This window comes from Actinoplanes ianthinogenes (genome assembly GCF_018324205.1).
Lineage (GTDB): Bacteria > Actinomycetota > Actinomycetes > Mycobacteriales > Micromonosporaceae > Actinoplanes > Actinoplanes ianthinogenes.
Map to the genome: position 1 here is coordinate 6,628,330 of NZ_AP023356.1, position 26,354 is coordinate 6,654,683.

General features: G+C 71.4%; 25 protein-coding genes. 24 read left to right on the plus strand and 1 reads right to left on the minus strand.

Annotated elements, in window-relative coordinates; genetic code table 11:
• Positions 1-32: 32 nt before the first annotated feature.
• The 19 genes from Aiant_RS30195 (at position 33) to Aiant_RS45995 (ending at position 21,628) form a co-directional block, all read left to right on the plus strand.
• Positions 33-770 (plus strand): hypothetical protein, encoded by a 738-nt coding sequence (locus Aiant_RS30195; RefSeq protein ID WP_212846549.1) that lies wholly within the window; start codon positions 33-35, stop codon positions 768-770.
• 91 nt (positions 771-861) lie between these two features.
• A complete protein-coding gene (locus Aiant_RS30200; RefSeq protein WP_189335730.1) occupies positions 862-2,277 on the plus strand; it encodes an FtsW/RodA/SpoVE family cell cycle protein in 1,416 nt (471 codons plus the stop codon).
• Positions 2,277-3,383 (plus strand): undecaprenyldiphospho-muramoylpentapeptide beta-N-acetylglucosaminyltransferase, encoded by a 1,107-nt coding sequence (gene murG / locus Aiant_RS30205; protein ID WP_189335731.1) that lies wholly within the window; start codon positions 2,277-2,279, stop codon positions 3,381-3,383. The genes Aiant_RS30200 and murG overlap by 1 nt, the downstream gene beginning before the upstream one ends.
• A 28-nt stretch (positions 3,384-3,411) precedes the next feature.
• Positions 3,412-4,848 carry a UDP-N-acetylmuramate--L-alanine ligase gene (gene murC / locus Aiant_RS30210; RefSeq protein ID WP_189335732.1) on the plus strand — a complete coding sequence of 479 codons (1,437 nt, stop codon included), beginning with the start codon at positions 3,412-3,414 and terminating at the stop codon, positions 4,846-4,848.
• A gap of 2 nt (positions 4,849-4,850) precedes the next feature.
• A complete protein-coding gene (locus Aiant_RS30215; RefSeq protein WP_229831277.1) occupies positions 4,851-5,618 on the plus strand; it encodes a cell division protein FtsQ/DivIB in 768 nt (255 codons plus the stop codon).
• A gap of 299 nt (positions 5,619-5,917) precedes the next feature.
• Complete coding sequence (gene ftsZ, locus Aiant_RS30220; RefSeq protein ID WP_189335733.1) at positions 5,918-7,054, plus strand: cell division protein FtsZ; 1,137 nt, start codon at positions 5,918-5,920, stop codon at positions 7,052-7,054.
• 18 nt (positions 7,055-7,072) lie between these two features.
• A complete protein-coding gene (locus Aiant_RS30225) occupies positions 7,073-7,783 on the plus strand; it encodes a YggS family pyridoxal phosphate-dependent enzyme (RefSeq protein ID WP_189335734.1) in 711 nt (236 codons plus the stop codon).
• A 186-nt stretch (positions 7,784-7,969) separates the two neighbouring features.
• Positions 7,970-8,725 (plus strand): cell division protein SepF, encoded by a 756-nt coding sequence (locus Aiant_RS30230; RefSeq protein ID WP_189335735.1) that lies wholly within the window; start codon positions 7,970-7,972, stop codon positions 8,723-8,725.
• Positions 8,726-8,748: 23 nt separating this feature from the next.
• Positions 8,749-9,054, plus strand: a complete 306-nt coding sequence (locus tag Aiant_RS30235) for a YggT family protein (RefSeq protein ID WP_189335736.1) — start codon at positions 8,749-8,751, stop codon at positions 9,052-9,054.
• Between the two features lie 43 nt (positions 9,055-9,097).
• Complete coding sequence (locus tag Aiant_RS30240) at positions 9,098-9,907, plus strand: DivIVA domain-containing protein (protein WP_189335737.1); 810 nt, start codon at positions 9,098-9,100, stop codon at positions 9,905-9,907.
• A 32-nt stretch (positions 9,908-9,939) separates the two neighbouring features.
• A complete protein-coding gene (locus Aiant_RS47085) occupies positions 9,940-10,956 on the plus strand; it encodes a hypothetical protein (protein WP_189335738.1) in 1,017 nt (338 codons plus the stop codon).
• Positions 10,957-11,749: 793 nt separating this feature from the next.
• Positions 11,750-12,055, plus strand: a complete 306-nt coding sequence (locus tag Aiant_RS30250) for a DUF167 domain-containing protein (RefSeq protein WP_229831278.1) — start codon at positions 11,750-11,752, stop codon at positions 12,053-12,055.
• Positions 12,056-12,498: 443 nt separating this feature from the next.
• Positions 12,499-12,921 carry a TraR/DksA family transcriptional regulator gene (locus tag Aiant_RS30255; protein WP_189335740.1) on the plus strand — a complete coding sequence of 141 codons (423 nt, stop codon included), beginning with the start codon at positions 12,499-12,501 and terminating at the stop codon, positions 12,919-12,921.
• The gene (gene lspA / locus Aiant_RS30260) at positions 12,894-13,493 is read left to right on the plus strand and encodes a signal peptidase II (protein ID WP_189335741.1); all 600 of its coding nucleotides are present in this window, start codon (positions 12,894-12,896) and stop codon (positions 13,491-13,493) included. Before Aiant_RS30255 ends, lspA begins: the two co-directional genes overlap by 28 nt.
• Complete coding sequence (locus Aiant_RS30265; protein ID WP_189335742.1) at positions 13,490-14,419, plus strand: RluA family pseudouridine synthase; 930 nt, start codon at positions 13,490-13,492, stop codon at positions 14,417-14,419. Before lspA ends, Aiant_RS30265 begins: the two co-directional genes overlap by 4 nt.
• A 91-nt stretch (positions 14,420-14,510) precedes the next feature.
• On the plus strand, positions 14,511-15,452 hold the full coding sequence (locus tag Aiant_RS30270) for a hypothetical protein (RefSeq protein WP_229831281.1): 942 nt from the start codon (positions 14,511-14,513) through the stop codon (positions 15,450-15,452).
• 184 nt (positions 15,453-15,636) lie between these two features.
• Entirely contained in the window at positions 15,637-17,073 is a 1,437-nt protein-coding gene (locus Aiant_RS30275) for a MinD/ParA family ATP-binding protein (RefSeq protein ID WP_189335744.1), read from the plus strand.
• Between the two features lie 40 nt (positions 17,074-17,113).
• The gene (gene dnaE / locus Aiant_RS30280) at positions 17,114-20,647 is read left to right on the plus strand and encodes a DNA polymerase III subunit alpha (protein WP_189335745.1); all 3,534 of its coding nucleotides are present in this window, start codon (positions 17,114-17,116) and stop codon (positions 20,645-20,647) included.
• 30 nt (positions 20,648-20,677) lie between these two features.
• Positions 20,678-21,628: a hypothetical protein gene (locus tag Aiant_RS45995; protein WP_229831283.1), complete on the plus strand. Its 951-nt coding sequence runs from the start codon at positions 20,678-20,680 to the stop codon at positions 21,626-21,628.
• Here the strand turns inward: Aiant_RS45995 and Aiant_RS30290 are convergent.
• The gene (locus Aiant_RS30290) at positions 21,543-22,250 is read right to left on the minus strand and encodes an LON peptidase substrate-binding domain-containing protein (protein WP_189335746.1); all 708 of its coding nucleotides are present in this window, start codon (positions 22,248-22,250) and stop codon (positions 21,543-21,545) included. The genes Aiant_RS45995 and Aiant_RS30290 overlap by 86 nt on opposite strands.
• Positions 22,251-22,415: 165 nt before the next feature.
• Here Aiant_RS30290 and hisD point away from each other — a divergent pair, with 165 nt between their 5' ends.
• The 5 genes from hisD to Aiant_RS30315 are packed head-to-tail and all read left to right on the plus strand — an operon-like array spanning position 22,416 to position 26,346.
• Positions 22,416-23,726 (plus strand): histidinol dehydrogenase, encoded by a 1,311-nt coding sequence (hisD, locus tag Aiant_RS30295; RefSeq protein ID WP_189335747.1) that lies wholly within the window; start codon positions 22,416-22,418, stop codon positions 23,724-23,726.
• Complete coding sequence (locus tag Aiant_RS30300; protein WP_189335748.1) at positions 23,723-24,799, plus strand: histidinol-phosphate transaminase; 1,077 nt, start codon at positions 23,723-23,725, stop codon at positions 24,797-24,799. Before hisD ends, Aiant_RS30300 begins: the two co-directional genes overlap by 4 nt.
• Entirely contained in the window at positions 24,796-25,407 is a 612-nt protein-coding gene (hisB, locus tag Aiant_RS30305; protein ID WP_111648744.1) for an imidazoleglycerol-phosphate dehydratase HisB, read from the plus strand. Before Aiant_RS30300 ends, hisB begins: the two co-directional genes overlap by 4 nt.
• A gap of 1 nt (position 25,408) precedes the next feature.
• A complete protein-coding gene (hisH, locus tag Aiant_RS30310) occupies positions 25,409-26,029 on the plus strand; it encodes an imidazole glycerol phosphate synthase subunit HisH (protein ID WP_189335749.1) in 621 nt (206 codons plus the stop codon).
• Positions 26,026-26,346 (plus strand): hypothetical protein, encoded by a 321-nt coding sequence (locus Aiant_RS30315; protein WP_189335750.1) that lies wholly within the window; start codon positions 26,026-26,028, stop codon positions 26,344-26,346. Before hisH ends, Aiant_RS30315 begins: the two co-directional genes overlap by 4 nt.
• Positions 26,347-26,354 lie beyond the last annotated feature (8 nt).

A 26,354-nucleotide genomic window follows, 5' to 3' on the forward strand; every position in this document is an offset into this window, starting at 1 on the left:
GAATCCGCGATGCGCAGAGAATGGAACAACCGATGAGGCGACAGATTCTGCTGACCTCGGCCGGCGCGATGGCGATCGCGTCGCTGGTGGGTGCGGGACCGGCGGCAGCCGCCGCCCGGACCGGCGCCGCCGCGGCCGATGTGATCAAGGTTTGTGTGAACAAGAAGTCGGGGGAGATGCGCTGGGTCTCCGACAGCACGACCAAGTGCCGGAACGGGGAGATGCTGGAGTCCTGGAACGAGACGGGCCCGAAGGGCGCCACCGGTCCGAAGGGCGCCACCGGTGCCGCCGGTCCTACCGGTCCTGCCGGTCCCGCCGGCGCTGCCGGTCCCGCCGGGCCTGCGGGCCCCGCCGGTCCGCAGGGTGCTGCCGGTGCTGCCGGTCCTGCGGGCCCCACCGGACCGACCGGGGCCACCGGCGCCACCGGAGCCACCGGGGCCACCGGCGCATCGGGTGCGCCCGGGACTCCCGGTGCCCCGGGCAGCCAGGGGATCCAGGGCATCCAGGGCGTCCGGGGCCTCCAGGGCCTTCCCGGCACCACGCCGACGCTGACGTCGGTGAACTCGACGGCGACCCAGGGCCAGTCCAGCAAGACCGTGGGATGCGGCGAGGGCAACACCGCCATCGCCGGCCTCGCGAGCCTGGCCGCCGGGGAAGGCGCCACGGTGATCGGGTCCGCCGGAAGCGGCGAGGACTGGACCTTCACGTTCTCCGGTGGACTGACCGCCGGGAGCGGGGCGGCGCTGACGGTCATCTGCTCGACCCCGTGACGGACCCGCACGTGGCGTACGCGACAAACCCTCAGGCGACACGCCATCGACGTACCCGTCGGTGGCGTGTCGTCGCGACGATGATGGGGGCATGGCGGACGACCGTACCGACAAGGCCCGCCCGTCACTGAGCCGGCAGTTCCTGCCCGCGGTGCACGGGCTGCTGGCGCGCCCCCTCTCGTCCTACTACCTGCTGATCGCCAGTGCCGGGATGCTGCTGCTGATCGGGCTGACGATGGTCTTCTCGGCGACCAGCGTGGCGGCGTACGCCAAGAACGGCAACGCCTTCTCCGCCATCTCCAGCCAGGCGGTCTTCGCGCTGCTCGGCCTGGTCGCCTTCTGGGTCTGCCAGCGGCTGCCCGCGATCACCCTGCGCACCCTCGGCAAGTACATCCTGGGCGCCGCGATCGTGCTGCTCTGCGTCCTGGACCTGCTGAACGCGCTGAAGGGCCTCGGCGTCCTGAAGGCGGACGCCAACCAGGTGGTGCACGCGGGCCCGGTCAGCGCCAGCCTGCTCTGGCTGTACGTCGGCGGCGTCCCTATGCAGCCCTCCGAGCTGGCCAAGCTCGGCATGGTGCTGTGGGGCGCCGACATGATCGCCCGCAAGGGCCCGGCGCTGGGCCACTGGCGGGAGCTGGCGATGCCGCTCTTCCCGGTGATCGGCCTGCTCTTCGTCCTGGTCGGCTACAACGACGTGGGCACCATGCTGGTGCTGCTGGCGCTGATCGTCGGCCTGCTCTGGGCGGCCGGTGTCCGGCTGCGGGTGTTCGGCGCGCTCGGCGTGCTCGGCCTGGCCGGCATCGGGCTGCTGATCGCGGCCGCGTCCCGGGGCGCCGGCTCCGGCACCGACGGCGCGGAGAACTACCGGGTGGCCCGCCTCACCGCGTTCCTCAAGCCGCTCGACCAGTGCGACCTCAACGGGGCCTGCTACCAGCTGATCATGGGCCGCTCGGCGATCTTCGAGGGCGGCTGGTTCGGGGTCGGCCTGGGCAAGGGCGCGCTCAAGTGGGGCTGGGTGCCGGAGGCGGAGAACGACTTCATCTACTCGATCCTGGCCGAGGAGATGGGCGTGGTCGGCTGCACCGTGGTGCTGGCGCTCTTCTCGGTGCTGGCGTACAGCGGCTTCCGGATCGCCCGCCGCTCGGCCGACCCGTTCCGCCGGCTCGCGGCCGCCGCGATCACCACCTGGCTGGTCGCCCAAGCGGTGATCAACATGGGCGGTGTGGTCGGTCTGCTGCCCATCACCGGTCTTCCGCTGCCGTTCATTTCCGCAGGTGGTAGCGCCCTGATCGTGGCGATGGCGGCGATCGGGATGCTCGCCTCGTTCGCCCGGGCGGAGCCGGACGCGGCGCGGGCCCTGAACGCCCGTCCGACGCCTCGATGGGTGCGACTAGTCTGGGCCCCGCTGCCGCCGCTTCCCTCGCCGCGGCGGCCGGTCTCCAAGACGCCGGCGAAGCCGGTGAAGCCGGTGAAGTCCGTTGGTGCGGGGGACGGAAGGAGACGGTGATGGTTCCGCTGCGGTCGGTCGTGCTCGCCGGGGGAGGCACCGGCGGACACATCTATCCGCTGCTGGCCTTTGCCGACGCGTTACGCCGGCACTTCCCGCAGATCCGGATCACCACGCTGGGCAGCCCCAAGGGGATGGAGAACCAGCTCATCCCGGCGGCCGGCTACGACCTGCGGGTGATCCCGGCGTTCCAGCTGCCCCGCTCGCTCAACCTGGACCTGCTGCGCACCCCGGACCGGATGTACAAGTCCACCCACGCGGCCGGCGAGATCCTCGACGAGGTGCAGGCCGAGGTCGTGGTCGGGTTCGGCGGCTACGTCTCGGTGCCGGCCTACCTGGCCGCCTGGCGCCGCGAGCTGCCGATCGTGGTGCACGAGGTGAACGTGCCGCCCGGTGTGGCCAATCGGATGGGCATGAAGTTCACCAAGCGGGTCGCCGTCGGCTTCCCGCACCAGCTGGAGCAGGCCGAGTCGCTGCGCAACGCGCGCCTGGTCGGCGTCCCGTTGCGTACCGGCATCACCCAGATGGACCGGGCGGCGCTGCGTCCGCAGGCGCTCTACCACTTCGGGCTGCGCCCCGACCTGCCGGTGCTGTTCGTCTCCGGCGGCTCGTCCGGCGCGCGGACGATCAACCTGGCGGTGGCCGCGGCGGCCAAGCGGCTGGCGCACGCCGGCATCCAGGTGCTGCACGTGCAGGGCGGGCGCAACGACCCCTTCGACGTGCCGAACGACCTGCCGGTGCCTTATGTCGTCGTGCCCTACCTGTCGGACATGCAGCTCGGATACGCTGCCGCCGACCTGATGCTCTGCCGGGGCGGGGCGATCACGGTCGCCGAGACCACCGCGCTCGGCATGCCCGCCATCTACGTGCCCTATCCGTTCAGCAACCAGGAGCAGCGCCGCAACGCGCTGCCGGTGGTCGAGGCGGGTGGCGGCCTGCTGGTGGACAACAGCGAGCTGACCCCGGACTGGATCGAGCGCAACATCATCCCGCTGGCCCGGGACCGGCAGCGGCTGGCCGGCATGGGGCACGCCGCGGCGCAGTACGGCCGCCGCGACGGTGACGAGCAGCTGCTGCGCTTCGTTCTGGAAGCGGTGGGTCGGTGAGCTTTTCTGTGACTGAGGGAGAGACGTGGTGAACACGGCGGAGTTGACGCCGGCCGGTGAGATGACCGCCGAGGACCTGGGCAGCGTGCATCTGATCGGGATCGGCGGGGTCGGCATGGCCGGCCTGGCCCGGCTCCTGCTGACCCGGGGCATCCCGGTCTCCGGCAGCGAGCTGCGCGAGTGGCCCGCCCTGGCCGGGATGCGCGCGCTCGGCGGGACCGTGCACATGGCGCACGAGGCGTCGAACCTGGACGGCGTCGACACGGTCGTCTACTCCACCGCCATCCCGCGGGACCACGTGGAGATGGTCGAGGCCCGCCGCCGGGGGCTGCGGGTGCTGCACCGCTCCGAGGCGCTCGCCGCGGCGATGACGAACCGGCAGACCATCGCGGTGGCCGGCACCCACGGCAAGACCACCACCACGTCGATCATGACGGTGATCCTCCAGCACGCCGGTCAGGACCCGTCGTTCGTGATCGGCGGCGAGCTCTCCGCGGCCGGGTCGAACGGCCACCACGGCACCGGCCCGCATTTCGTGGCCGAGGCGGACGAGCACGACCGGTCGTTCCTGATCTACCGCCCGCACGTCGCGATCATCACCAACATCGAGGGCGATCACCTCAACAACTGGGGCGACCTGGACAACCTCAAGGCCGGGTTCCTGGAGTTCGGCGGGCTGGCCGACGGTTTCGTGGTGACCTGCGCGGACGGGCCGGGGACCGAGGAGCTGATCGCCGGGCTGCGGGCTCAGGGCAAGACCGTTTACACATACGGCGAGTCGCCCGACGCGGACTTCCGGATCAGTGACGTGGTCTCCACCGTCAGCGGCGTGCGCTACCAGGCCGAGCTGGAGGGCAAGCCGCTGGGCGAGTTCAAGCTCGCGCTGCCCGGCAAGCACATGGGGCTGAACAGCGCCGCGACCGTGCTCACCGCGCTCAAGCTGGGCCTGCCGCTGGACAAGATCGTCGAGGCGCTGGAGTCGTTCCCGGGGGTCCGCCGCCGGTTCGAGCGCAAGGGCACCGCGGCCGGCGTCCGGGTCTACGACGAGTACGCGTACCACCCGACCTCGGTGCTGGCCGCCCTGCGCACGCTGCGCGAGGTGGCCGGGGACGGGCGGCTGCTGGTGGTCTTCCAGCCGTACCGGGTGTACCGGACCCGCGACCTGCAGGCCGAGCTGGCCGAGGGCCTGGCCGTGGCCGACGAGGCGATCATCATGGAGGTGTTCGGCCCGGGCGAGGCCCGCGGGCCGGGTGAGGGCGGTCTCGCCCTGACCGCCGCGATCGACCTGCCCGCCGACCGCAAGATCTTCGTCCCGGACTGGGAGGACGTGCCGGCCGAGGTGGTCCGCCGCAGCCGGCCCGGCGACGTGGTGGTGACCATGGGCGCGCCGCCGATCTCGCTGATGGGCGACGAGCTGCTGGCCGCGCTCAGCGAGGCGGACCTGCGGCCGGACCTCGCGGGCTGACGGTGGCCGGCTCGGGCACCCGCAACTGGCGGCTGGTGCGGGCGGACACCGACGCGGTGCCGCCGTCCGCGCGCCGGTTCATGGCCCGGGCCCGGCAGCGCCGCCTGCGGGCCGCGCTGCCCTGGCTGATCGGCGCCGGCGCGCTGCTGGTGGCCGGCGGCCTGGCCTGGCTGATCTACGGCACCGCGGTGCTCGGGGTCAAGACGGTGGACGTGGTCGGCGCCCAGACGCTCGACCCCGAGCAGGTGCGGGCCGCCGCCGCCGTGCCGGCCGACCGTCCGCTGGCCCGGGTCGACCCGGACGAGGTCGAGGCCCGGGTGCGGGGACTGGCCCCGGTCGACAGGGTGACGGTCACCCGGAGCTGGCCGTCCACCCTGCGGATCGAGGTGGTCGAGCGGGTCGCCGTGGCCGCGGTGCCGGGCCAGGGCGGGTTCACCCTGATCGACGACGACGGTGTGGCGTTCCGGACGGTGGCCGAGGCGCCGGCCGGTCTGCCGCTGGCCCGGCTGGCGACGCCCGGCCCGGCCGACGCGAACACCGCCTCGGCGCTGATCGTGCTGGGTGCGCTCAGCGACGACCTGCGCGAGCAGCTGGTGGCGATCGCGGTGCCGACGCCGGTGGCGATCCGGCTGGAGCTCAGCAAGGGCCGGGTGGTGGTCTGGGGCGACGACACCCAGAGCGATCAGAAGAGCAAGGTGGCCACCGCGCTGATCAAGCGGAAGGGCACCGAGTTCGACGTGAGCGCCCCAAGGATCGTGACCATCCGGTAACTAATTATCTAAAACCGGCAAAAACGTACGAACGGAATATTACCGTCGAGGTTACGGGTGAGTCGCATACTCACCTCGTAAGCGGACGCGACACGCCGTCCGGGTTCTTTGGTCCCGGCGCGATGTCCGCATACGTTGCGTCGAAGAGGTTTGAGTGGTTGACATAACTCTAAACCTCTAGTAGAGGGTGAGGGTTTCCTCGCCCTCCCTTGTACGGCAGTGGATGTCGAAGTGCGGATCCCCGTGGAACCGCAGGGGCCCTCGACATCCGCCAACCCCGGAAGGGAAGGCTGAGCCCGATGACACCTCCGCACAACTATCTTGCGGTCATCAAGGTCGTCGGCATCGGCGGCGGCGGCGTGAATGCCGTGAACCGCATGATCGAGGTTGGGCTCAAAGGCGTCGAGTTCATCGCGATCAACACCGATGCCCAGGCCCTGCTGATGAGTGACGCCGACGTCAAACTGGACGTCGGCCGCGAACTGACTCGTGGTCTGGGCGCCGGCGCCCAGCCCGAGGTCGGCAAGAACGCCGCCGAGGACCACCGCGACGAGATCGAGGAGGTCCTCAAGGGCGCCGACATGGTCTTCGTGACCTGCGGCGAGGGTGGCGGCACCGGCACCGGTGGCGCCCCGGTGGTGGCGAACATCGCCCGCAAGCTGGGCGCGCTGACCATCGGCGTGGTGACCCGCCCGTTCTCCTTCGAGGGCAAGCGACGCCAGGTCCAGGCCGAGGCCGGCATCGACGAGCTGCGCAACCAGTGCGACACGCTGATCGTGATCCCGAACGACCGGCTGCTGGCGCTCGGCGACCGCGGCATCAGCATGATGGACGCGTTCCGCCAGGCCGACCAGGTGCTGCTCTCCGGTGTTCAGGGCATCACCGACCTGATCACCACGCCCGGTCTGATCAACCTGGACTTCGCCGACGTCAAGAGCGTGATGAGCAACGCGGGCAGCGCGCTCATGGGCATCGGCAGCGCGCGCGGCGACAACCGCGCGGTCGAGGCGGCCGAGCGGGCCATCTCCAGCCCGCTGCTGGAGCAGAGCATGGACGGCGCGCGCGGCGTGCTGCTCTCCATCGCCGGTGGCTCCGACCTGGGCCTGTTCGAGATCAACGACGCGGCGCAGCTGGTCACCGACGCGGCCCACCCGGACGCGAACATCATCTTCGGCGCGGTCATCGACGACGCGCTCGGCGACGAGGTGCGGGTGACCGTGATCGCCGCGGGCTTCGACGGGGGTTCGCCCTCCTACAAGCCGTCCGAGCCGGTGCGCAAGTCGATCCCGCAGTCGCCGCCGGCGCAGACGTCGTCGCCGATCACGTCGACCTCGATCACGCAGCACCAGCAGCCGCCGATGCCGGCCACGCCGACGCCGCGCAAGGTGCTCTTCGACGACGTGGACGTGCCGGACTTCCTGAAGAACGGTTCCTGACCGCACCTATGGTTCGTGATGAGTGACGAGGCGCGGCGGGCCGAGCTCGCCGCCAACCTCCGGCAGGTGCGCGAGCGGATCTCGCGCGCCTGCGAGGCGGCCGGCCGGCGACCGGATTCGGTCACGCTGACCGCGGTGACGAAGACCTACCCGGCGAGCGACGTGCTGTTGCTCGCCGGTCTCGGCGTCACCGACGTGGGGGAGAACAAGGATCAGGACGCGTCCGGCAAGGCGGCCGAGGTCCGGGCCGCCGGCGTGCGCCTGCGCTGGCATTTCGTCGGACAATTGCAGCGCAACAAGGCAAAATCAGTTTCCGCGTACGCCGATGTGGTCGAGTCCGTGGACTCGCTGCGTCTGGTCACGGCGCTGGACCGGGCCGCCGTCGCGGCGCGTGACGAGCCGCTCGAGGCGCTGGTCCAGGTGAGCCTGGACGGCGACCCGCACCGCGGTGGGGTGACCGGAGACGATCTCTGGCGGGTATCCGACGCGGTGGCCGCGTCGGACGGGCTGCGGCTGGGCGGGCTGATGGCCGTCGCCCCGCTCGGCGAGGATCCCGATCGCGCCTTCGCCCGACTGGCCGAACTGGCTGGTCAGCTCGTCGCGACGCATCCCGGCGCGACCGTGCTGTCGGCCGGGATGAGTGGCGATTTGGAGGCCGCTGTCCGGCATGGGGCGACACACGTACGGATCGGTACATCTTTACTCGGGATGCGAAACTCGCTGCGGTAGCCTTGCGGCGGGCAGCAAACTACATGGGTGTTGTTTTACGCGACGTGCCACCGCCCGGCGGCCGTTGCGTCCAACGACGCAGCGTCGCAGTGAGCCGCGGGTCCGCATCGGACTCGATGTCCGGCTCGCCAGGGGGAAGCGGTTCGCCGGGGGGCGTGAGCCGCAGAAGCGGACGGAGGTGGGGGCATGAACGGTTTTCGGAAGTCGCTCGTGTGGCTGGGGCTTGCTGAGGAAGAGGACGTCGACTACGAGGACCGTGGGTACAGGGAGACCTCCCACCGCACGTCCCGGGACCGGGATCGGGACCGCGACCGGGATCGTTACTCCTCCAGCTCCCGGTACTCGGACTCCTACGACGAGGACGAGGTCGAGGAGGAGCACGCCGTCCCGCGGGCCCGTGCCGACCGCGATCGGTCCGACCGGTCCGACCGGTTCGAGCGCAGCAGCCGGCTCAGCGAGCGCGTCTCCTCGGTGCGCGCCGATCTGGACCGGGACGACGACGAGCGGATCGAGCGGGCCAGCGTCCGGTCGATCACCCGGCCCTCGTCCGCGCCCGAGCAGTCCTCGTCGCTGACCTACTCCACCCGGGAGAACCTGGCGCTGGCCCCGCAGCCGCCGGTCCACCAGCCGCAGGTCCAGCACCGTCCGGTGGAGGAGGAGCAGCGGTACCAGATCACCACGCTGCACCCCACCACGTACCGGGAGGCGCGGACGATCGGCGAGCACTTCCGCGACGGGACACCGGTGATCATCAATCTCACCGAGATGGACGAGTCGGACGCGCGGCGGCTTGTGGACTTCGCGGCGGGCCTGGCGTTCGGCCTCCGGGGTACGATCGAGCGCGTGACCAACCGGGTTTTCCTGCTCTCACCGGCGAATGTCCAGGTCACCGCAGAGGACAAGGCCAAGATCGCTGAGGGTGGCTTCTTCACTCAGAGTTGACCCGAACGAGGGATCCGCCGGACGTGCTGTCGATCGTGTTCCAGATTCTCTATCTGTTGGTGTACTTCTTCTTCCTGGTGCTGCTGAGCAGGTTCGTCATGGGAGCGGTGCTCCAGTACGGACGCCGCTGGCAACCGGGCCGGGGCGCGTCCGCCGCACTCGAATTGGTGTGGAGCGTCACGGATCCACCCCTGAAGGCGTTGAGGCGTGTGATCCCACCGCTGCGCATTGGTAACGTGAGTTTGGACCTGGCTTCCATCGTGCTGCTGGTTATCCTGTTCGTGCTCATGGAGTTAGTGCTAGCTCGCCTCATCCTGAATTACAGATAGACAGCAGCCCCAACCGCGGCCGCGACTGACCCGAGGAGTTTCGATGCCGCTGACCCCGGCCGACGTGCATAACGTCGCCTTCAAGAAGCCCCCGATCGGCAAGCGGGGGTATGACGAGGAGGAGGTCGACGCCTTCCTGGACGAGGTCGAGCGCGAGCTCGCCCGTCTGATCGAGGAGAACAACGAGCTGCGTGCCCAGGTGGAGCGTGGCGGTCGGGGTGGCGCGCCAGCCGGCCCGAGTGCCGACCCCCGCCTCGCGGCCGAGCTCAACGACCTGAAAGGCCAGCTCGACCGCGTGCAGCGGGACAAGTCGGCGGCCGAGCAGGCAGCCCGGCAGATGCAGGCCGAGCTGGAGCAGGTGCGTGCCCAGGGTGGCCCGGCCGGCGGCCCGACCGGCGCCGACGGCGAGCAGCAGGCGCTCCGGGTGCTGATGATGGCCCAGCGCACCGCGGACGACCACGTGTCCGACGCCCGTCGCGAGGCCGACAAGCTCCTCTCCGACGCCCGTTCCAAGGCGGAGGAGGTCACCCGTGAGGCGCGGGCGAAGGCCGACGCCCTCGAGCGGGACGCGCGTCAGCGGCACCAGGAGGCCATGGGCGGCCTGGACGCCAAGCGGACCGCGCTCCAGAAGCACATCGAGGAGCTCAAGCAGTTCGAGCGGGAGTACCGCACGCGCTTGAAGGCGTACCTCGAGAGCCAGCTGCGTGACCTCGACGGCCGCGGTCAGGGCCTGGAGGCCGAGATGGCGCGTGCCGACGCGAGCCGTTCGGTCGGCGGCTCCGGCGGTCTCGCCGCGGCCGGCCTGGCCGGGTCGTACGGCGGCCGCTCCAACGCCATCGAATCGGGTCGCTGACCCGCAGCCCCGTATCTCGACGAGGATGAGCCATGATTCCTGCTAGTTTGCCGCTCATCCTCGTCGGGGTGGTGTGCCTCGCGATCGGTCTGATCCGCGGGTCGAGCAGTCTTCTCATAGCGTCGATCGTGGCCAGTCTGCTGGCCGCGGTCGCCCTGGTCATCGGCCTGCGGCAGAAGCCCCCGGCGCGTCGCGCGGCCGATGCCGACCTCCCGGACGAAGCCGTGCCCACCGGGCCGCCTCCGCGCCGCACCTCCGCGGCGCCGTCCGACGCCCACGATTCTGCCCCGGACGGCGCCGCGTCCGCAGCCGATTCCGGGTACCCCGGCGACACGCCGCACGCCGCCGCGTCCTACGCCTCCGACTCTCCCGAGCCCGCTGAGTCCTCCGCCACCGCGGGACGGACCGACCCGATCGGATTCCCCGCCGGCAGCGCTGATCCGGTATACGCGGATCAGGCCCCGGCGGATCAAGGCGACACTGTCGATCTCCCCGGCGCCGGCGAAACGACCGGTGGCGCTCCTGCCGCGGGAACACACCTGCCGGACGAAACGCCCGCCGCGGCCGACTACCACGCGGCGTCGTCCACGATCGGCGCGGCCCGGAGCACCGAGGCCGACGATCAGTCCTGGCGCCGCCCGGCCGCCACCCCCGGCGGCCCGGCGCGCGCGGACGGACCTGACAGTCCGGATGCCGCCGAGTCCACGGCTCAGGGGCGCGGGTTCCCGGCGCAGGCGTCCGCGTCGGGCGTCACTCCGGCGGACTCCGGGCCGCTCGGCGACGAGTTCGGCGAGCCGGACGCCGACGATCCGGACGACGAGCCGCTGCCGCAGTCGGTCCGGCCCACCGACGCGGTCCAGGTGGCCCGGCTGGACACCGAGGTCCTGGTCGTCGACGGGCGCCCGCGCTACCACATGGCGGACTGCCCGCACCTGGTCGGCAGGCTCACCGAGCCGCTGCCGGCCGCCGAGGCGGTCGAGCTGGGCTTCAGCCCGTGCGGGCTGTGCCGGCCGGTCGACCGGCTGCTCGGGGCGAACGTTCACCACTGAGCCGGTCGGCGGCCTTCCTGAGGAGATCATTCTGCCCGGTAACGACCCGGCTCAGCGATGTCCCCCGTTCTCTGACGCCGTCGCGTCGGCCAGAGAATTGCCCGGCCCGGCCGCCGGTTGCGGTCCGTGCCTGGTCACGTCTCTGCGCGCCAGGCCACGTCTCTGCCGGTCACGGCCCCGGCCGCCGGTCACGGCCGGCTGATGCCCCGGTCCGGCCCGGTTCCGGTCCGCTGGTTCGACTTTTCGGTACGCGGTCTGGCCCGCGAACCTCGGGTAACGCCGTCTGCTTTACCCGGTGCGCTCGGGCGGCTGGCCCTGGTGGCCCTATCCGGATCCGGGATACGGCCGTGAGTGCCAGCTCGGTGGGTTCGGGCTGGTGCTGGTGGTCCTTTCTGGGTCGGGGTTAGGGCTGTGAGTGCCAGCTTGTTGGGTTCGGGCTGGTTTTGGTGGCCCTTTCTGGGTCGGGGTTAGGGCCGTGAGTGCCAGCTCGTTGGGTTCGGGCTGGTTTTGGTGGCCCTTTCTGGGTCGGGGTTAGGGCCGTGAGTGCCAGCTCGGTGGGTTCGGGCTGGTGCTGGTGGCCCTTTCCGGGCCGGGGATAGGGCCATGAGGACCAGCCCGGGTATCGGCTTGCGCTGGGGGCCCCTTGACCGGGCGGGATACGGGCTCCAAGTGCAAGCTGTGGCGTGGGGGCGTAGCGGGAGCCGGTACCGCCTCCGGGCAACCGCCGACGGCAAGCTAGACCGGGGCATTCCGGGTTCGCCGGTCGTGGCGGGTCGACGGCAGAATGGCGCGCATGGGTAAGCGGGACGAGCCGTCCGGGTTCTCGGTGCCGGTGCGGGTCCGGCCCGGGGCGGGACGCACCAGGGTCGGTGGGCGCTATGCCGGGCCGCACGGTCCGGCGCTGATCGTCGCGGTCGGCGCCCCGGCGGTGGACGGCAAGGCCACCGAGGCGGTCCGGCGGGCCCTGGCCGACGCGCTCGGCGTGCGCGCCGCCGCCGTGACGCTCCGGATCGGCGCCACCAGCCGGGACAAGGTCTTCACCGTCGACGCCCCGGCCGCCGGGGTGGCGGCCCGGCTGACCGAGCTTCTCTCCGCCTGATCCGCACTCCGGGGCGGCCGGCGATTCCGGTAGCGCGGGAGTCTGGCATGGAGTGACAACCGGTGATGCGGACGTGACTCGGGGTGTATCGTCGTGTATCCGACGGCCCGGCGACGCGTTCGTGCCGGTTTGTCGGGTGCGGGCGGGTCGACAGGTTGTCGGGGCATCTCACGTTCCGTATCCTTGCCACCCTCCGGAGTGCGCGGCGTTTTTCCAGCCGCGCCATTTGTGCAGGTGGGGCAAGATCTGCGGCGGCCGAGGTGGAGAGACGGCCGGCGCGGCCCGGAGCGTGCGGCGGGCGCACAGGCCGGCCCGGGCGTGCACGGGCGGCGCTCGCGACCGCGACCGCACGGGGGAAGACAGGAGGGACCGGGTGGCCCGCGGGGCCGGACGGTTCCTCAGGACCGCTGATCGCCGCGCCTGGCGCGGCCGAGGGAGCGATGATGGCCAAGGCAACCGACATCCGGCCCGCTTCGAGCGGTGGGGCCGCCTCCGAGCGGTCCCGCACCACCGCGGAGACCGCGGAGATCCGGGAAGCTCTGGTGGCGCGGCTCAACGAGCTGCAGGCCGAGTACGATCAGGCGCTCAGTGCGATCACCGAGCTCTCCCGTGAGCGGCTCGCCGACTCGGCCGGGGACGACCAGGCCGACACCGGCACCAAGACGTTCGAGCGGGAGCAGGAGATCACGCTGGCCAACAACCTGCTCGAGCGGATCACACAGGTGGAGCGTGCCATCGATCGCCTCGGGCAGGGCAACTACGGTTGGTGCGAGAAGTGCGGTAACCAGATCCCGGTGGAGCGGCTGGCCGCCTTCCCGTCCGCGACTCTCTGTGTCTCTTGCAAGCAGTTGGAGGAAAGACGCTGAACGCCGACAAGGCCCCCCGTTTCGCCCCGCGCGCCGTCGCGGTGCTGGGTGCCACCGCTCTGCTGGCGCTGGCGCTCGACCAGTGGGTGAAGCACCTCTCCACCGAGAATCTCGACCCGAACCAGCCGGTCAAGATCCTCGGTGGCCTGATCTATCTCTCGCTGCTGCGCAACGGCGGGGCGGCGTTCAGCTTCGGCAGCGCGTACACCTGGATCTTCCCGGTGATCACGCTGGTGGTGATCGGCTGGATCGGCTGGATGGCCACCCGGCTGCGCTCGGTGCCGTGGGCGATCGCGCTCGGCCTGGTGCTCGGCGGTGCGCTGGGCAACCTGACCGATCGGCTGTTCCGGGCTCCCGGCCCGTTCCAGGGGCACGTGGTCGACATGATCAGCGCGTTCGCCCCGGGCGGGGAGAGGTTCGCGGTCTTCAACATCGCGGACAGCTGCCTGACGGTCGGCGTGTGCCTCGCGGTGGTCCTGGAGTTGACCGGCCGGCAGCGGGACGGCAGCCGGCTGAAGGGCAAGTCCGAGGAGAAGGCCGAGAGCGCGACCGGGACGGAGGAGACCGCATGAGCGACACGCGGTCTCTGCCCGTGCCGGACGGGCTCGACGGGATGCGGCTGGACCAGGCGGTCTCCCGGCTGTTCGGGCTGTCCCGGACCGCCGCGGCCACCCTGGTCGAGGACGGCCACGCGCTGGTCGACGGCATCCCCCGGCCGAAATCGGACAAGGTCGCCGCGGGCGCCTGGCTCGAGGTGACCCTGCCGCGGCCGGTGACCGCGCCGGTCCTGGTGGCCGAGCCGGTGCACGGCCTCACCGTGATCTACAGCGACGACGACATCGTGGTGGTGGACAAGCCGGTCGGCGTGGCCGCCCACCCGAGCCCGGGCTGGACCGGGCCGACCGTGGTCAGCGGCCTGGCCGCGATGGGGCAGAACGTGGCGACCAGCGGCGCCGCCGAGCGCCAGGGCATCGTGCACCGCCTCGACGTGGGCACCACCGGGCTGATGGTGGTGGCCAAGTCCGAGATGGCGTACAGCGTGCTGAAGCGGGCGTTCAAGGAGCGCGAGGTGGAGAAGCGGTACCACGCCGTGGTGCAGGGCCACCTGGACCCGCTGCGGGGCACCGTGGACGCGCCGATCGACCGGCACCCGACGGCCGACTACAGGTTCGCGGTGATGTCCGGCGGCAAGCCGAGCGTCACCCACTACGACACGCTGGAGGCGTTCCGCGCCGCCAGCCTGGTCGACGTACGGCTGGAGACCGGGCGTACCCATCAGATCCGGGTGCACTTCTCGGCGCTGCGGCACCCGTGCGTCGGCGACCTCACGTACGGCGCGGATCCCACCCTGGCGGCCCGGCTGAAGCTGAACCGGCAGTGGCTGCACGCCCGGGAGCTGGCCTTCCTGCATCCGCGTACGCATGATGAGGTCCGGTTCGTCAGCGACTACCCTGACGACCTGAAATTCGCGCTGGACGTCCTGCAGGACGCCGGCTGACCTTCACTCTGGAGTGCTTACCGTGGGCCCCGCGCATCGGCTGCGAGCGGTCCTCGTCAGGTTCGGGGGCAGCTCGCTCCGGTTGCAGATCATGACCGGAGTGGCGCTGACCGCTACCGTCACGCTGGTCCTCGCCGTCGCCTGGGCCGGCCGGCCGGGCGGCCCACCCGGCGAGGACCCGGGTGACGTCGTCCGGGTCGGGGTGGTCGAGGGCCAGTCGGTCAGCGGTTACCTGGCGTCCTCGCGGCGCGAGCTGGCCATGCTGACCGATCCGTCCGGGCCGGTCGCCGGGGAGACCTGGGCGCTGGTCAGCCTGGACGGCTACATCGGGCCGGGACGGCTGCCGGCGCTGCTGGGCGGCGCGGCGGTGGCCCAGGCCTACGCGCGGGTGCCGCTGCCGGACACGCGGACCCAGGTGTCACTGATCCCGGTCTACACGATGCCCGGCGACGTGACCGCCGGGATGCTCGACGCGGCCCTGATCCGTGATCGGGAGCAGGCCGACTACCTGCGGCTGGAACGGTCGCTGACCGGGGACGGGCAGCGTGAGCGGCGGCTGCGGCAGACGTACGGGAACGCGGCCCGGACGGCGGCGCGGGAGGCTGCCGCGTACCGGGAAGGGTGTGCCTGTGTGTTCGCGGCCGTGGTCCGCGGCACTCCCGCGGCCCTCGGCGACATCGCGTCCCGCGCCGGGGTCCGGGCCGTCGATCCGGCCCCTGAGGTGCGCAGCCTGGACCGCACCGAGTTCCGGCCGCCGCTGCCGGAGGAGCGCGGCACGGTGTCCGCCGAGCCGTCGTCACAGCCCGTGCCAACCCCGGCGCCGGACGTTGCCTCCGCCTCGCCGGGACGGTTACCGTCGTCGATCGGCATCGCTGTGACTTCTGACTCACCCAGCCACGGCGTCTCGCCGTCGCCGGCCGTCGTCGGGTCGGCACCGGAGCTGCTTGTCGTACCCTCGGAGACGGAAGTGAGTAGTGCTCGTGACGCATCGGGCGCGTCTTTCGGAGCATCCGGCGCCGAACCGTGGCGTTAGTTTTTCCGTCTAACAGAACGTTCGGGTGAAGGCACGTGCACGACCAGCGTGCCGTCATGTGATCAAGAACGACAGGGGGATGGGCGCACGGTCGGTGGCCCGAATAGGGTTCTCGTCCGTAGCCTGTCATGGCGAGAACCCCTCGCCGGAGAACGACGTCGGGTAGGCGCAGAAGGGACAAGCCGTGGACGGGACCGAGACCGGCTGGGGCCGGCCTGCGGAACCAGCCCCGCGCTGGCGGGCGCTGCTCGACCGTGCCCGGCATGGTCACCGCGCCGAGGAGCCGGCGGAGGAGCCGAAGGCGGAGCCCGCCCCGGTTCCGCAGCAGTGGGGCCAGCAGGCGCCGCCGACCCGCGGGTCGGCCCGCCCGGTGAATCCGCTGGACAGCAGGCAGGGTTACGACGGTCAGCGGCGGGCCCCGGAGCCGGATCCGCGCGCTGCCGAGGCGCCGCGGCCGATGCCGCAGCGCCCGATCAACCCGCTGGACCCGCGCTGGCAGGCCCGCCCGGATCAGCAGCAGCACAGCTTCTTCGAGCCGGCGCCGCGCTCGCCGCAGCCCCCGCCGCCCACGCAGCCCCCGCCGCCCACCCGGGCGGCGTACCCGCCGGCGCCCGGCTATCCGCCGCCGGCCCCGCAGCCCGCCCCGCCCGCCGCCCCGCAGCCGAACGGGTATGCGCCCCAGGCCTATGCCCAGGCCTACGCGCCCGCCCCGGTGGCGCCCCAGCCCGTGTCCCCACCACCCGCGCCCGCTCCGGTGGCTCCCTCGTCGCCGGCGGGCGCACGGATCGAGTGGCGGCAGACCCGCCCCGACGACGGGACCGAGCGGGCCGTCGCGGTGATGCGGCGCAAGCTCGGCAAGCCCCGCGTGCTGGCGTTCGCCAACCCCAAGGGCGGCGTGCACAAGACCACCGCGACCGTGCTGGCCGCGGCCACCATCGGCAGCGTCCGCGGCCGCGGCGTGCTCGCCTGGGACGACAACGAGCTGCGCGGCACGCTCGGCCTGCGGGCCGGCAGCGCCCGGCACGCCCGGACGATCAAGCACCTGCTGGCCGACCTGATGCGGATCGAGGCGCTGCACGGCGACGCGCTGCTCCAGGAGCTCGACGCCTACCTGCGGCACGCCTCCGACGGGTCCTACGACGTGCTGGCCGGCGAGGAGAACCCGCGCTTCGCCCAGCGCCTGGACCAGGCCACCGTGCGCCGGGTGACCGACCTGCTGCGCCGCACCCACGACGTGATCTGCGTGGACACCGGCAACAACGTGGAGAGCGTGAACTGGCAGACGGTCATGCGGATGGCCGACCAGCTGGTGATCACCACAGTGCCCCGGGAGGACGCCGCCTTCACCGCGGACTGGATGCTCGACGTGCTCGAGGAGAGCGGGATGGGCGACATGGTGGCCAATGCCGTGACGTTGATCTCGTGTCCGTCGCCGGGCGCGCTGCCGCTCCTGGAGGACTTCAAGAAGCACTTCGCCACCCGGACCCGCGCGGTCGCGGTGGTGCCCTACGACCCGGCGCTCGAGGTGGGTTCCTCGATCGAGTACGGGGACCTGCAACCGGAGACCCGGCAGGCATGGTTGCGGGCCGCGTCGACGATGTTGGAGCCCTTCGCCGAGTAGTAGGCTTCCGGGGCGCTGCCAAACGAAGAGGGGGTCCCGGGTGTCCGACTCGTTCGTGCATCTGCACGTTCACACCGAGTATTCGATGCTCGACGGAGCGGCCCGGGTCAAGGAACTCATCGGTGAGGCCAAACGGCTCGGCATGCCGGCCGCCGCGATCACCGATCACGGCAACATGCACGGCGCCTACGAGATGTACACGCAGTCCAAGGCCGCCGGCATCACCCCGCTGATCGGCGTCGAGGCCTATGTCGCCCCGGACTCGCGGCTGAACAAGAGCCGGGTCAAGTGGGGCCGGCCGGAGCAGAAGAGCGACGACGTCTCCGGTAACGGTGCGTATACGCACATGACCATGTGGGCCCGCAACGCGGTCGGCCTGAAAAACCTATTCCGGCTCAACTCCCGGGCCTCGATCGAGGGCCAGCTCGGCAAGTACCCGCGGATGGACTTCGACATCATCGCGGAGCACGCCGAGGGCATCATGGGCACCACCGGCTGCCCGTCCGGCGCCGTGCAGACCCGGCTGCGACTGGGCCAGTTCGACGAGGCGCTGAAGTCCGCCGCGATGTACCAGGAGGCGCTCGGCCGGGAGCACTACTTCCTGGAGATCATGGACCACGGTCTGTCGATCGAGAAGCGGGTCCGCGACGGCCTGCTGGAGATCGGCAAGAAACTGGGCATCCCGCCGCTGGTCACCAACGACTCGCACTACACCTACGAGGCGCAGGCCGAGGCGCACGACGTGCTGCTCTGCGTGCAGACCGGCAGCAACATCGCCGACCCGAACCGGTTCCGCTTCGACGGCAACGGCTACTTCGTGAAGTCGGCCGAGCAGATGCGCGCCGTCGACTCCTCGGAGGCCTGGCAGGAGGGCTGCCGCAACACCCTGCTGGTGGCGTCGAAGGTGGACATCGAGGGGATGTTCACCTTCAAGAACCTGATGCCCCGGTTCCCGATCCCGGACGGCTTCACCGAGGAGGAGTACTTCCGGCACGTCGCGTTCGAGGGGCTGCGCAAACGCTTCCCGGACGGCATCCCGGAAACGCACGTCACGCAGGCGGAGTACGAGCTCGGCGTGATCATCAGCATGGGCTTCCCGGCGTACTTCCTGGTGGTCGCCGACTTCATCCAGTGGGCGAAGAACAACGGCATCGCGGTCGGTCCGGGCCGTGGCTCCGCGGCGGGCTCCCTGATCGCGTACGCCATGGGCATCACCGACCTGGACCCGCTGCCGCACGGCCTGATCTTCGAGCGGTTCCTCAACCCCGAGCGCATCTCGATGCCGGATGTCGACATCGACTTCGACGAGCGCCGGCGCGCCGAGGTCATTCGCTACGTGACCGAGAAGTGGGGCGACGACAAGGTCGCCCAGATCGCCACGTTCGGCACGATCAAGGCGAAGGCGGCGATCAAGGACTCGGCCCGGGTGCTCGGCTACCCGTTCGCGGTCGGCGACCGGATCACCAAGGCCATGCCGCCGGACGTGATGGGCAAGGGCATCCCGCTCACCGGCATCTTCGACAAGGAGCACAAGCGGTACAACGAGGCCGGTGAGATCCGCTCGCTCTACGAGACGGACCCGGACGTCAAGAAGGTGATCGACACCGCCCGCGGGATCGAGGGCCTGATCCGGCAGACCGGCGTGCACGCCGCCGGCGTCATCATGAGCGCCGAGCCGATCATCGACCACATCCCGCTGATGCGCCGGGCCAGCGACGGCGTGATCATCACGCAGTTCGACTACCCGACCTGCGAGACCCTCGGCCTGCTGAAGATGGACTTCCTGGGCCTGCGGAACCTGACGATCATCGACGACGCGAACAAGAACATCGAGCTCAACCACGGCAAGCCGCTCGACCTGCTGGCCCTGCCGCTGGACGACAAGGGCGCGTACGAGTTGCTCGCCCGCGGTGACACGCTGGGCGTGTTCCAGCTCGACGGCGGGCCGATGCGGTCGCTGCTGCGGCTGATGAAACCGGACAACTTCGAGGACATCTCCGCCGTCCTGGCGCTGTACCGTCCCGGTCCGATGGGCGTCGACTCGCACACCAACTACGCGCTGCGCAAGAACAAGCTCCAGGAGATCACCCCGATCCACCCGGAGCTGGAGGAGCCGCTGCGGGAGATCCTCGAGCCGACGTACGGCCTGATCGTCTACCAGGAGCAGGTGCAGCGCGCCGCGCAGATCCTCGCCGGGTACAGCCTCGGCCAGGCCGACCTGCTCCGCCGCGCGATGGGTAAGAAGAAGAAGGAGATCCTCGACAAGGAGTTCATCCCGTTCCGCGACGGCTGCCGCGAGCACGGGTACTCCGACGAGGCGATCCAGGCGGTGTGGGACGTGCTGGTGCCGTTCGCCGGGTACGCGTTCAACAAGGCGCACTCCGCGGCGTACGGGCTGGTCTCCTACTGGACGGCGTACCTGAAGGCGCACTATCCGGCCGAGTACATGGCCGGTCTGCTCACCAGCGTCGGCGACGACAAGGACAAGATGGCGGTCTACCTGGCCGAGTGCCGCCGGATGGGCATCCAGGTGCTGCCGCCGGACGTGAACCAGTCGGCCGGTCCGTTCACCCCGGTCGGCAAGGACATCCGGTTCGGCCTGGGCGCGGTCCGCAACGTCGGCGGCAACGTGGTGGAGGCGATCGCCCGCTGCCGCAAGGAGAAGGGCGACTACACCGACTTCTACGACTTCCTGTCCAAGGTGGACGCGGTGGCCTGCAACAAGCGGACCATCGAGTCGCTGATCAAGGCGGGCGCGTTCGACTCGATGGGGCACAGCCGCAAGGGCCTGCTGGCCGTGCACGCCGAGGCGATCGACGCGTACGCCGGGGTCAAGCGGAACGAGGCGGCCGGCCAGTTCGACCTGTTCGGCGCGTTCGGCGACACCGAGGGCGCGCCGTCGGCCACGGTCGCCATGCCGACCATCGGCGACAGCGAGTGGGACAAGCGCGACAAGCTGACCTTCGAGCGCGAGATGCTCGGCCTGTACGTCTCCGACCACCCGCTGGCGGGCCTGGAGCAGGTGCTCCAGAGCAACGCGGACATCAGCATCGCCGCGCTCAACGAGGAGGGCTCGGTCCAGGACGGGCAGATCGTCACGATCGCCGGCATCCTCACCGGCGTCCAGCGCCGGATCACCAAGCAGGGCCGGGCGTGGGCGTCGGCCACCGTCGAGGACCTCGCCGGTGGCGTCGAGACGCTGTTCTTCCCGAATACGTACGAGCTGGTCGGGCAGTACATCGCCGAGGACGCGATCGTGGTGGTCAAGGGCCGGGTGGACCGGCGCGACGACACCCCGCGGATCATGGCGATGGACATGTCCATCCCTGACATCTCACACAACCCGGACAGCAAGCCGGTGGTGCTCACCATGCCGATCACCCGGGTCACCCCGCCGCTGGTCGACGAGCTCAAGGACATCCTGTCCGGCCACCCGGGCGACACCGAGGTGCACGTCCACTTGCAGAACGGGAAGCGGACCACGGTCATCCGGCTGGTCGCGGCCCGGGTCGCGGCGACGCCCGCGCTGCGTGCCGACCTCAAGATGATCCTCGGCCCCGCGGCCGTGGCCTGACCGCGCGGCCGGATCTGGAAGGATCAGAGGGTGCAACCACAGGAGCCGAACCCACCGATGGTCTTCCCGCCCGCGGGTTTTCCGCCCGCGGGGGTGGAACAGCCGGCGGCCGGCCCGCCGTGGTGGCGCTTGCAGCAGGGCAGCCGCCGGCCCTGGCGCCGGTCGCTGGCCGTCGCCGCCGGCACGGCCGCGGTGATCACCGTGCTGGGTGCGCCGTTCGGCCTGCTCTGGCACGCGCTCGCGCCGGAGGTGCCGGTGATCGACGCCGGCGACAGCGGCATCGTGGTCAACGACCCGTCGCCGGAGCAGTACATCGCCGCCGACGGCTGGCTGACCCTGCTCGGGATCGGTTTCGGCCTGCTCGTGGCGATCGCCGCCTGGCTGCTGCTGCGCCGTGACCGCGGGCCGGCGCTGCTGCTCGGCGTGGTGGTCGGCGCCGGGGTGGCCACCCACTGGATCGCGGTGCCGATCGGCGAGCTGATCGGCAAGGACGCCTACGCGCAGTGGCGGGCCACCGCCACCCAGGGCGCCACCTATCTGGCGCCGCCCGAGGTGCACTCGATCGGGCCGACGCTGGTGCCCGCGTTCGTCGCGGCGATCGTGCTCACGCTGCTGGCCGGCTGGTCCAACGACCCGGACCTCGACCAGCCGGGCGCGCAGCCCGGTTACGGCCCCAACCATCCGGGGACGCAGCCCGGTTACGGCCCCGATCTTCCGGGGGCGCAGCCCGGTTACGGCCCCGGCGTCCCGGGGGCCCAGCCCGGTTTTGGCCCCGGCCTCCCGGGGGCGCAGCCCGGTTACGGCCCCGGCGTCCCGGGGGCGCAGCCCGGTTACGGCCCGGGCACCGGGCAGTACGGGCCGGTCGAGGAGCAGCGGCCGCTCGGCGCCGACCCGCTCAGTTCGGGCTGGCCGGGCGGGCCAGATCCGACAGCGGCACCGGCACCGCCCGCACCCGGGCCAGCAGACCAGCCTCGCGGTTGAGCAGCCGCAGCTCGGCGCGCAGCCGGGCGGTGGTGTCCGGCGCGGCCAGCAGCGCGTGCCGCTCTTCCAAGGTGAGCTGCGCGGTCGCGGCGACCAGGTGGGACAGCACGGTCGCGTCGTCCGGCACCTGATCGAGAATCTCCGCATTCGGCCGGAGAAGCTCCAGGTACTGCTGGAAGGCGGCCAGGACGCGAGGTTTCAGCAGCTCGGCGGTCTGGTCCGGCGCGTCGTCGTCGGCCAGCCACTCGACCCGGGCGGTCAGGTAGGGCTCGGCGCCCTGCTCCACGTCGAGGATCCGGAACCGGCGGCGGCCCACGGTCATGATGTCGAACCGGCCGTCCGGCAGCTCGGTCACGTGCCGCAGCTCGGCGGTGCAGCCCACGTCGAACAGGTCGGCGGCGCCGACCGGGTCGGACGGCGGGGCCGGGCCGTCCCCGGGCTCGGGCGCGACCTCGCTGCCGTGCCGGAGGGTGACCACGCCGAACTCGGCCGGCGGCTCGGCCGGCTGGGCGGCCAGCTCCCGCACGAGGGCGCGATAACGCTCCTCGAAGATGTGCAGGGGCAGCACCAGACCGGGGAAGAGCACCGTGCTCAGCGGGAAGACCGGCAGCCGATCGCTCACGGGTTCAGCCTAGTCGTCCGCTGACCTTGGTCAACCCGGCGCCGGCCGGTGCTGCTGCCGTACCGAAAAGATCTTGGATGGAAAAAGGTGACCTGCGTGTCTCAACGCCTGGGCCGCGGCCTTCTGGCCGCGAGGCTGTCGGACCGGCCGCCTAGACTGGTCCCCGTGCTGAATCGGATCGACCTGCGCGGCTCCCGCCGGGACCCGCGCGGTCTGCTGCCCCGTGCCCAGCTCGACGTCTCCGTTGCCGTCGAGAGGATTCGTCCCGTTGTCGAGGCGGTCCATGAGCATGGCTTCAGCGCGATCCGCGAGGCGACCGAGCGATTCGACGGGGTCAGGCTGGAGCGCCTGCGGGTGCCCGCCGAGGCGATCGCGGCCGCGGCCGAGACGCTCGACCCGGAGGTCCGCGCCGCCCTGCTCGAGGCGATCAAGCGGGCTCGCAAGGTGCACGCCGACCAGCGTCGCACCGACACCACCACCAAGGTGGTCGACGGCGGCACGGTGACCGAGCGCTGGGTGCCGGTCCGCCGCGTCGGGCTCTACGTGCCCGGCGGCCTCGCGGTCTACCCGTCCACCGTGGTCATGAATGTGGTGCCCGCCCAGGAGGCCGGCGTCGAGGGCCTGGTGGTGGCCAGCCCACCACAGACGGAGAACGGCGGGCTGCCCGACTCCCGGGTGCTCGCCGCGTGCGCGCTGCTCGGCGTGACCGAGGTCTACGGTGTCGGCGGCGCCCAGGCGATCGCCATGCTGGGCCACGGGTCGGACGGCGTCGACGAGGACGATCGCTGCGAGCCGGTCGACGTGATCACCGGGCCGGGCAACATCTGGGTGACCGCGGCCAAGCGGCTGTTGCGCGGCGTGGTCGGCATCGACGCCGAGGCCGGCCCCACCGAGATCGCCATCCTGGCCGACGAGACCGCCGACCCGCGGCACGTCGCCGCCGACCTGATCAGCCAGGCCGAGCACGACCCGCTCGCGGCGAGCGTGCTGGTCACCGACTCGACGGCACTGGCCGACGCGGTCGAGGCCGAGCTGGCCGTCCAGGTCGCCGCGACCAAGCACGACGAGCGGGTGCGCACCGCGCTGACCGGCGAGCAGTCCGGGGTGGTCCTGGTCGACGACCTGGAGCAGGGCCTCGCCGTGGTGGACGCCTACGCCGCCGAGCACCTGGAGATCCAGACCCGGGACGCGCGGGAGTGGGCCATGCGGGTCCGCAACGCCGGCGCGATCTTCGTGGGCGCCTGGTCGCCGGTGTCGCTGGGGGACTACGCGGCCGGCTCCAACCACGTGCTGCCCACCGGTGGCTGCGCGCGGCACTCGTCCGGTCTGTCCGTGCAGTCGTTCCTGCGCGGCATCCACGTGATCGAGTACGACGAGGCCGCCCTGCGTGACGTGGCCGGTCACGTGGTGGCGCTGGCCAACGCGGAGGACCTGCCGGCGCACGGCGACGCCGTCACAGCGAGGTTCGCGCGGTGACGACGATCGACGATCTGCCGATCCGGGACGACCTGCGGGGGAAATCGCCCTATGGCGCGCCCCAGCTGGACGTCCCGGTCCTGCTGAACACCAACGAGAATTCGTATCCGGTGCCGGACGACGTGGTCGAGGCGATCGGCAAGGCCGTGCAGGCCGAGCTGCGTGACCTCAACCGCTATCCGGACCGGGACGTGGTCGCGCTGCGCACCGAGCTGGCGAGCTACCTCGGTCACGGCCTCACCGCCGCGAACGTGTGGGCCGCCAACGGGTCCAACGAGGTGCAGCAGCAGCTGCTCCAGGCATTCGGCGGCCCGGGGCGCTCGGCCCTGGGCTTCGGCCCGTCCTACTCGATGCATCCGTTGCTGGCGCAGGGGACCGGGACGCAGTGGATCGGCGCGCTGCGCGACCCGGACTTCGGCCTGGACCCCGCCAAGGCGGTCGCCGAGATCGAGAGACACGACCCCGACCTGGTCTTCCTCTGCTCGCCGAACAACCCGACCGGCACCGCGCTGGACCCGGCGGTCGTCGACGCGGTGCTGGCCGCGGCCCGGGGCATGGTGATCGTCGACGAGGCGTACACCGAGTTCGCCCGGGCCGGCACGGCGAGCGCGCTGACCCTGCTGCCCGGCCACCCGCGCCTGGTGGTCAGCCGGACCATGAGCAAGGCGTTCGGCTTCGCCGGCGGCCGGTTGGGCTATCTCGCCGCCGACCCGGCCGTGGTGGACGCGGTCCAGCTGGTCCGCCTGCCCTACCACCTCTCCGCGATCAGCCAGGCCGCCGCGCGGGCGGCCGTGGTGCACCGCGCGTCGCTGCTGGCCACCGTCGAGGCGATCAAGGAGCAGCGGGACCGGATCGTGGCGACGCTGCGCTCCCGCGGCGTCCGGGTCGCCGACTCCGACGCCAACTTCGTGCTGTTCGCGACCGGCGGCGACCAGAAAGCCGCCTGGCAGCAGTTCCTCGACCGGGGCGTGCTGATCCGCGACGTCGGCCTGGCCGGCTGGCTGCGGGTCACCGCCGGCACCGAGTCCGAGACTTCCGCATTCCTTGATGCCGCTGAGGAGATCCTTTCGTGAGTCGTACCGGGCGGATTGACCGCGTCACCAACGAGACCAAGGTGCTCGTCGAGATCGACCTCGACGGCACCGGCAAGGGCGACCTGAGCACCGGCGTCGGCTTCTACGACCACATGCTCAACCAGCTCGCCAAGCACGGCGGCTTCGACCTCACCGTGCGCACCGAGGGCGACCTGGAGATCGACTCGCACCACACCATCGAGGACACCGCGATCGCGCTGGGCGAGGCGTTCGCGCAGGCGCTCGGCGACAAGCGGGGCATCCGGCGGTACGGCTCGGCCACCATCCCGATGGACGAGGTGCTGGTCCGGGCGGCCGTCGACCTGTCCGGGCGGCCCTATGTGGTGCACGACGAGCCGCTGCTCACGCCGTACATCGGGCCGGTCTACGCGACCAGCATGACCCGGCACATCTTCGAGGCGTTCGGCCACGCGGCCAAGGTGACGCTGCACGTGGACGTGCTGCGGGCCTGCCGGCCGGGCGGGCACCCGGACGCGCACCACGTGGTGGAGGCCCAGTTCAAGGCGTTCTCCCGGGCGCTGCGCGAGGCCGTCGAGATCGACCCGCGCAACGCGGGCTCGCTGCCGTCGACCAAGGGCGTGCTCTGACATGACGGCGAACGTGGTCATTCTCGACTACGGCTCGGGGAACCTGCGGTCGGCGGAGCGCGCGGTGGCGCGTACCGGTGCGGACGTCACCGTGACCAGTGACCTCGCGCTGGCCGCGGCGGCCGACGGGCTGGTCGTGCCGGGTGTCGGCGCCTACGCCGCGTGCATGGCCGGGATCGACGAGCTGGGCGCCGGGCCGGTGATCGCCGAGCGGGTCGCCGCCGGCCGTCCGGTGCTCGGCATCTGCGTGGGCATGCAGATCATGTTCGAGTCCGGGGTGGAGCACGGGCTGGAGACCAAGGGGCTGGGGCTGCTGCCCGGCTCGGTCACCCGGCTGCGCGCCGAGCGGATCCCGCACATGGGGTGGAACACGGTCACCGTGCCGGCCGGGTCGACGCTGCTGGCGGGCCTGCCCGAGGACGCCCGGTTCTACTTCGTGCACTCCTACGCCGCTCAGGACCTGGCGGCCCTCGCCCCGGCGACGGTCACCACCGCGGCCCACGACGAGCCGTTCGCGGCCGTGGTGGAACGCGGCGCTCTCAGCGTCGCCCAGTTCCACCCGGAGAAATCGGCCGATGCCGGGTACGCGCTGCTGACCAACTGGGTCGCCACCCTCCGATGAGCAAGGAACGCGCACGCCGCCGGGCCGAACGGCTCGTCGTCCTCGAACGGGAGAAGGCCGACCGGGCCCGGAAGGTGGCCCGGCGGCAGCGTCGCCGTGCACTCCTCAGGAAGCTCTCGCTGCCGAGACTGGGCAGCGACGGCCGGCTCTATCACCGCAGCCGCCGGCAGCGGGTCGGCATCGTGGTCGTCCCGCTGATCGCCATCGCCGCGGTCTGGTTGTTCATCCCGGAGACGGCGCTGCGCATCCTGCTCACCGTCCTGCTCGTCCTGGCCGCCCCGGCCCTCGTGGTCGTGGTGCTCGGCCGCCGTTCATAGGAGATAGA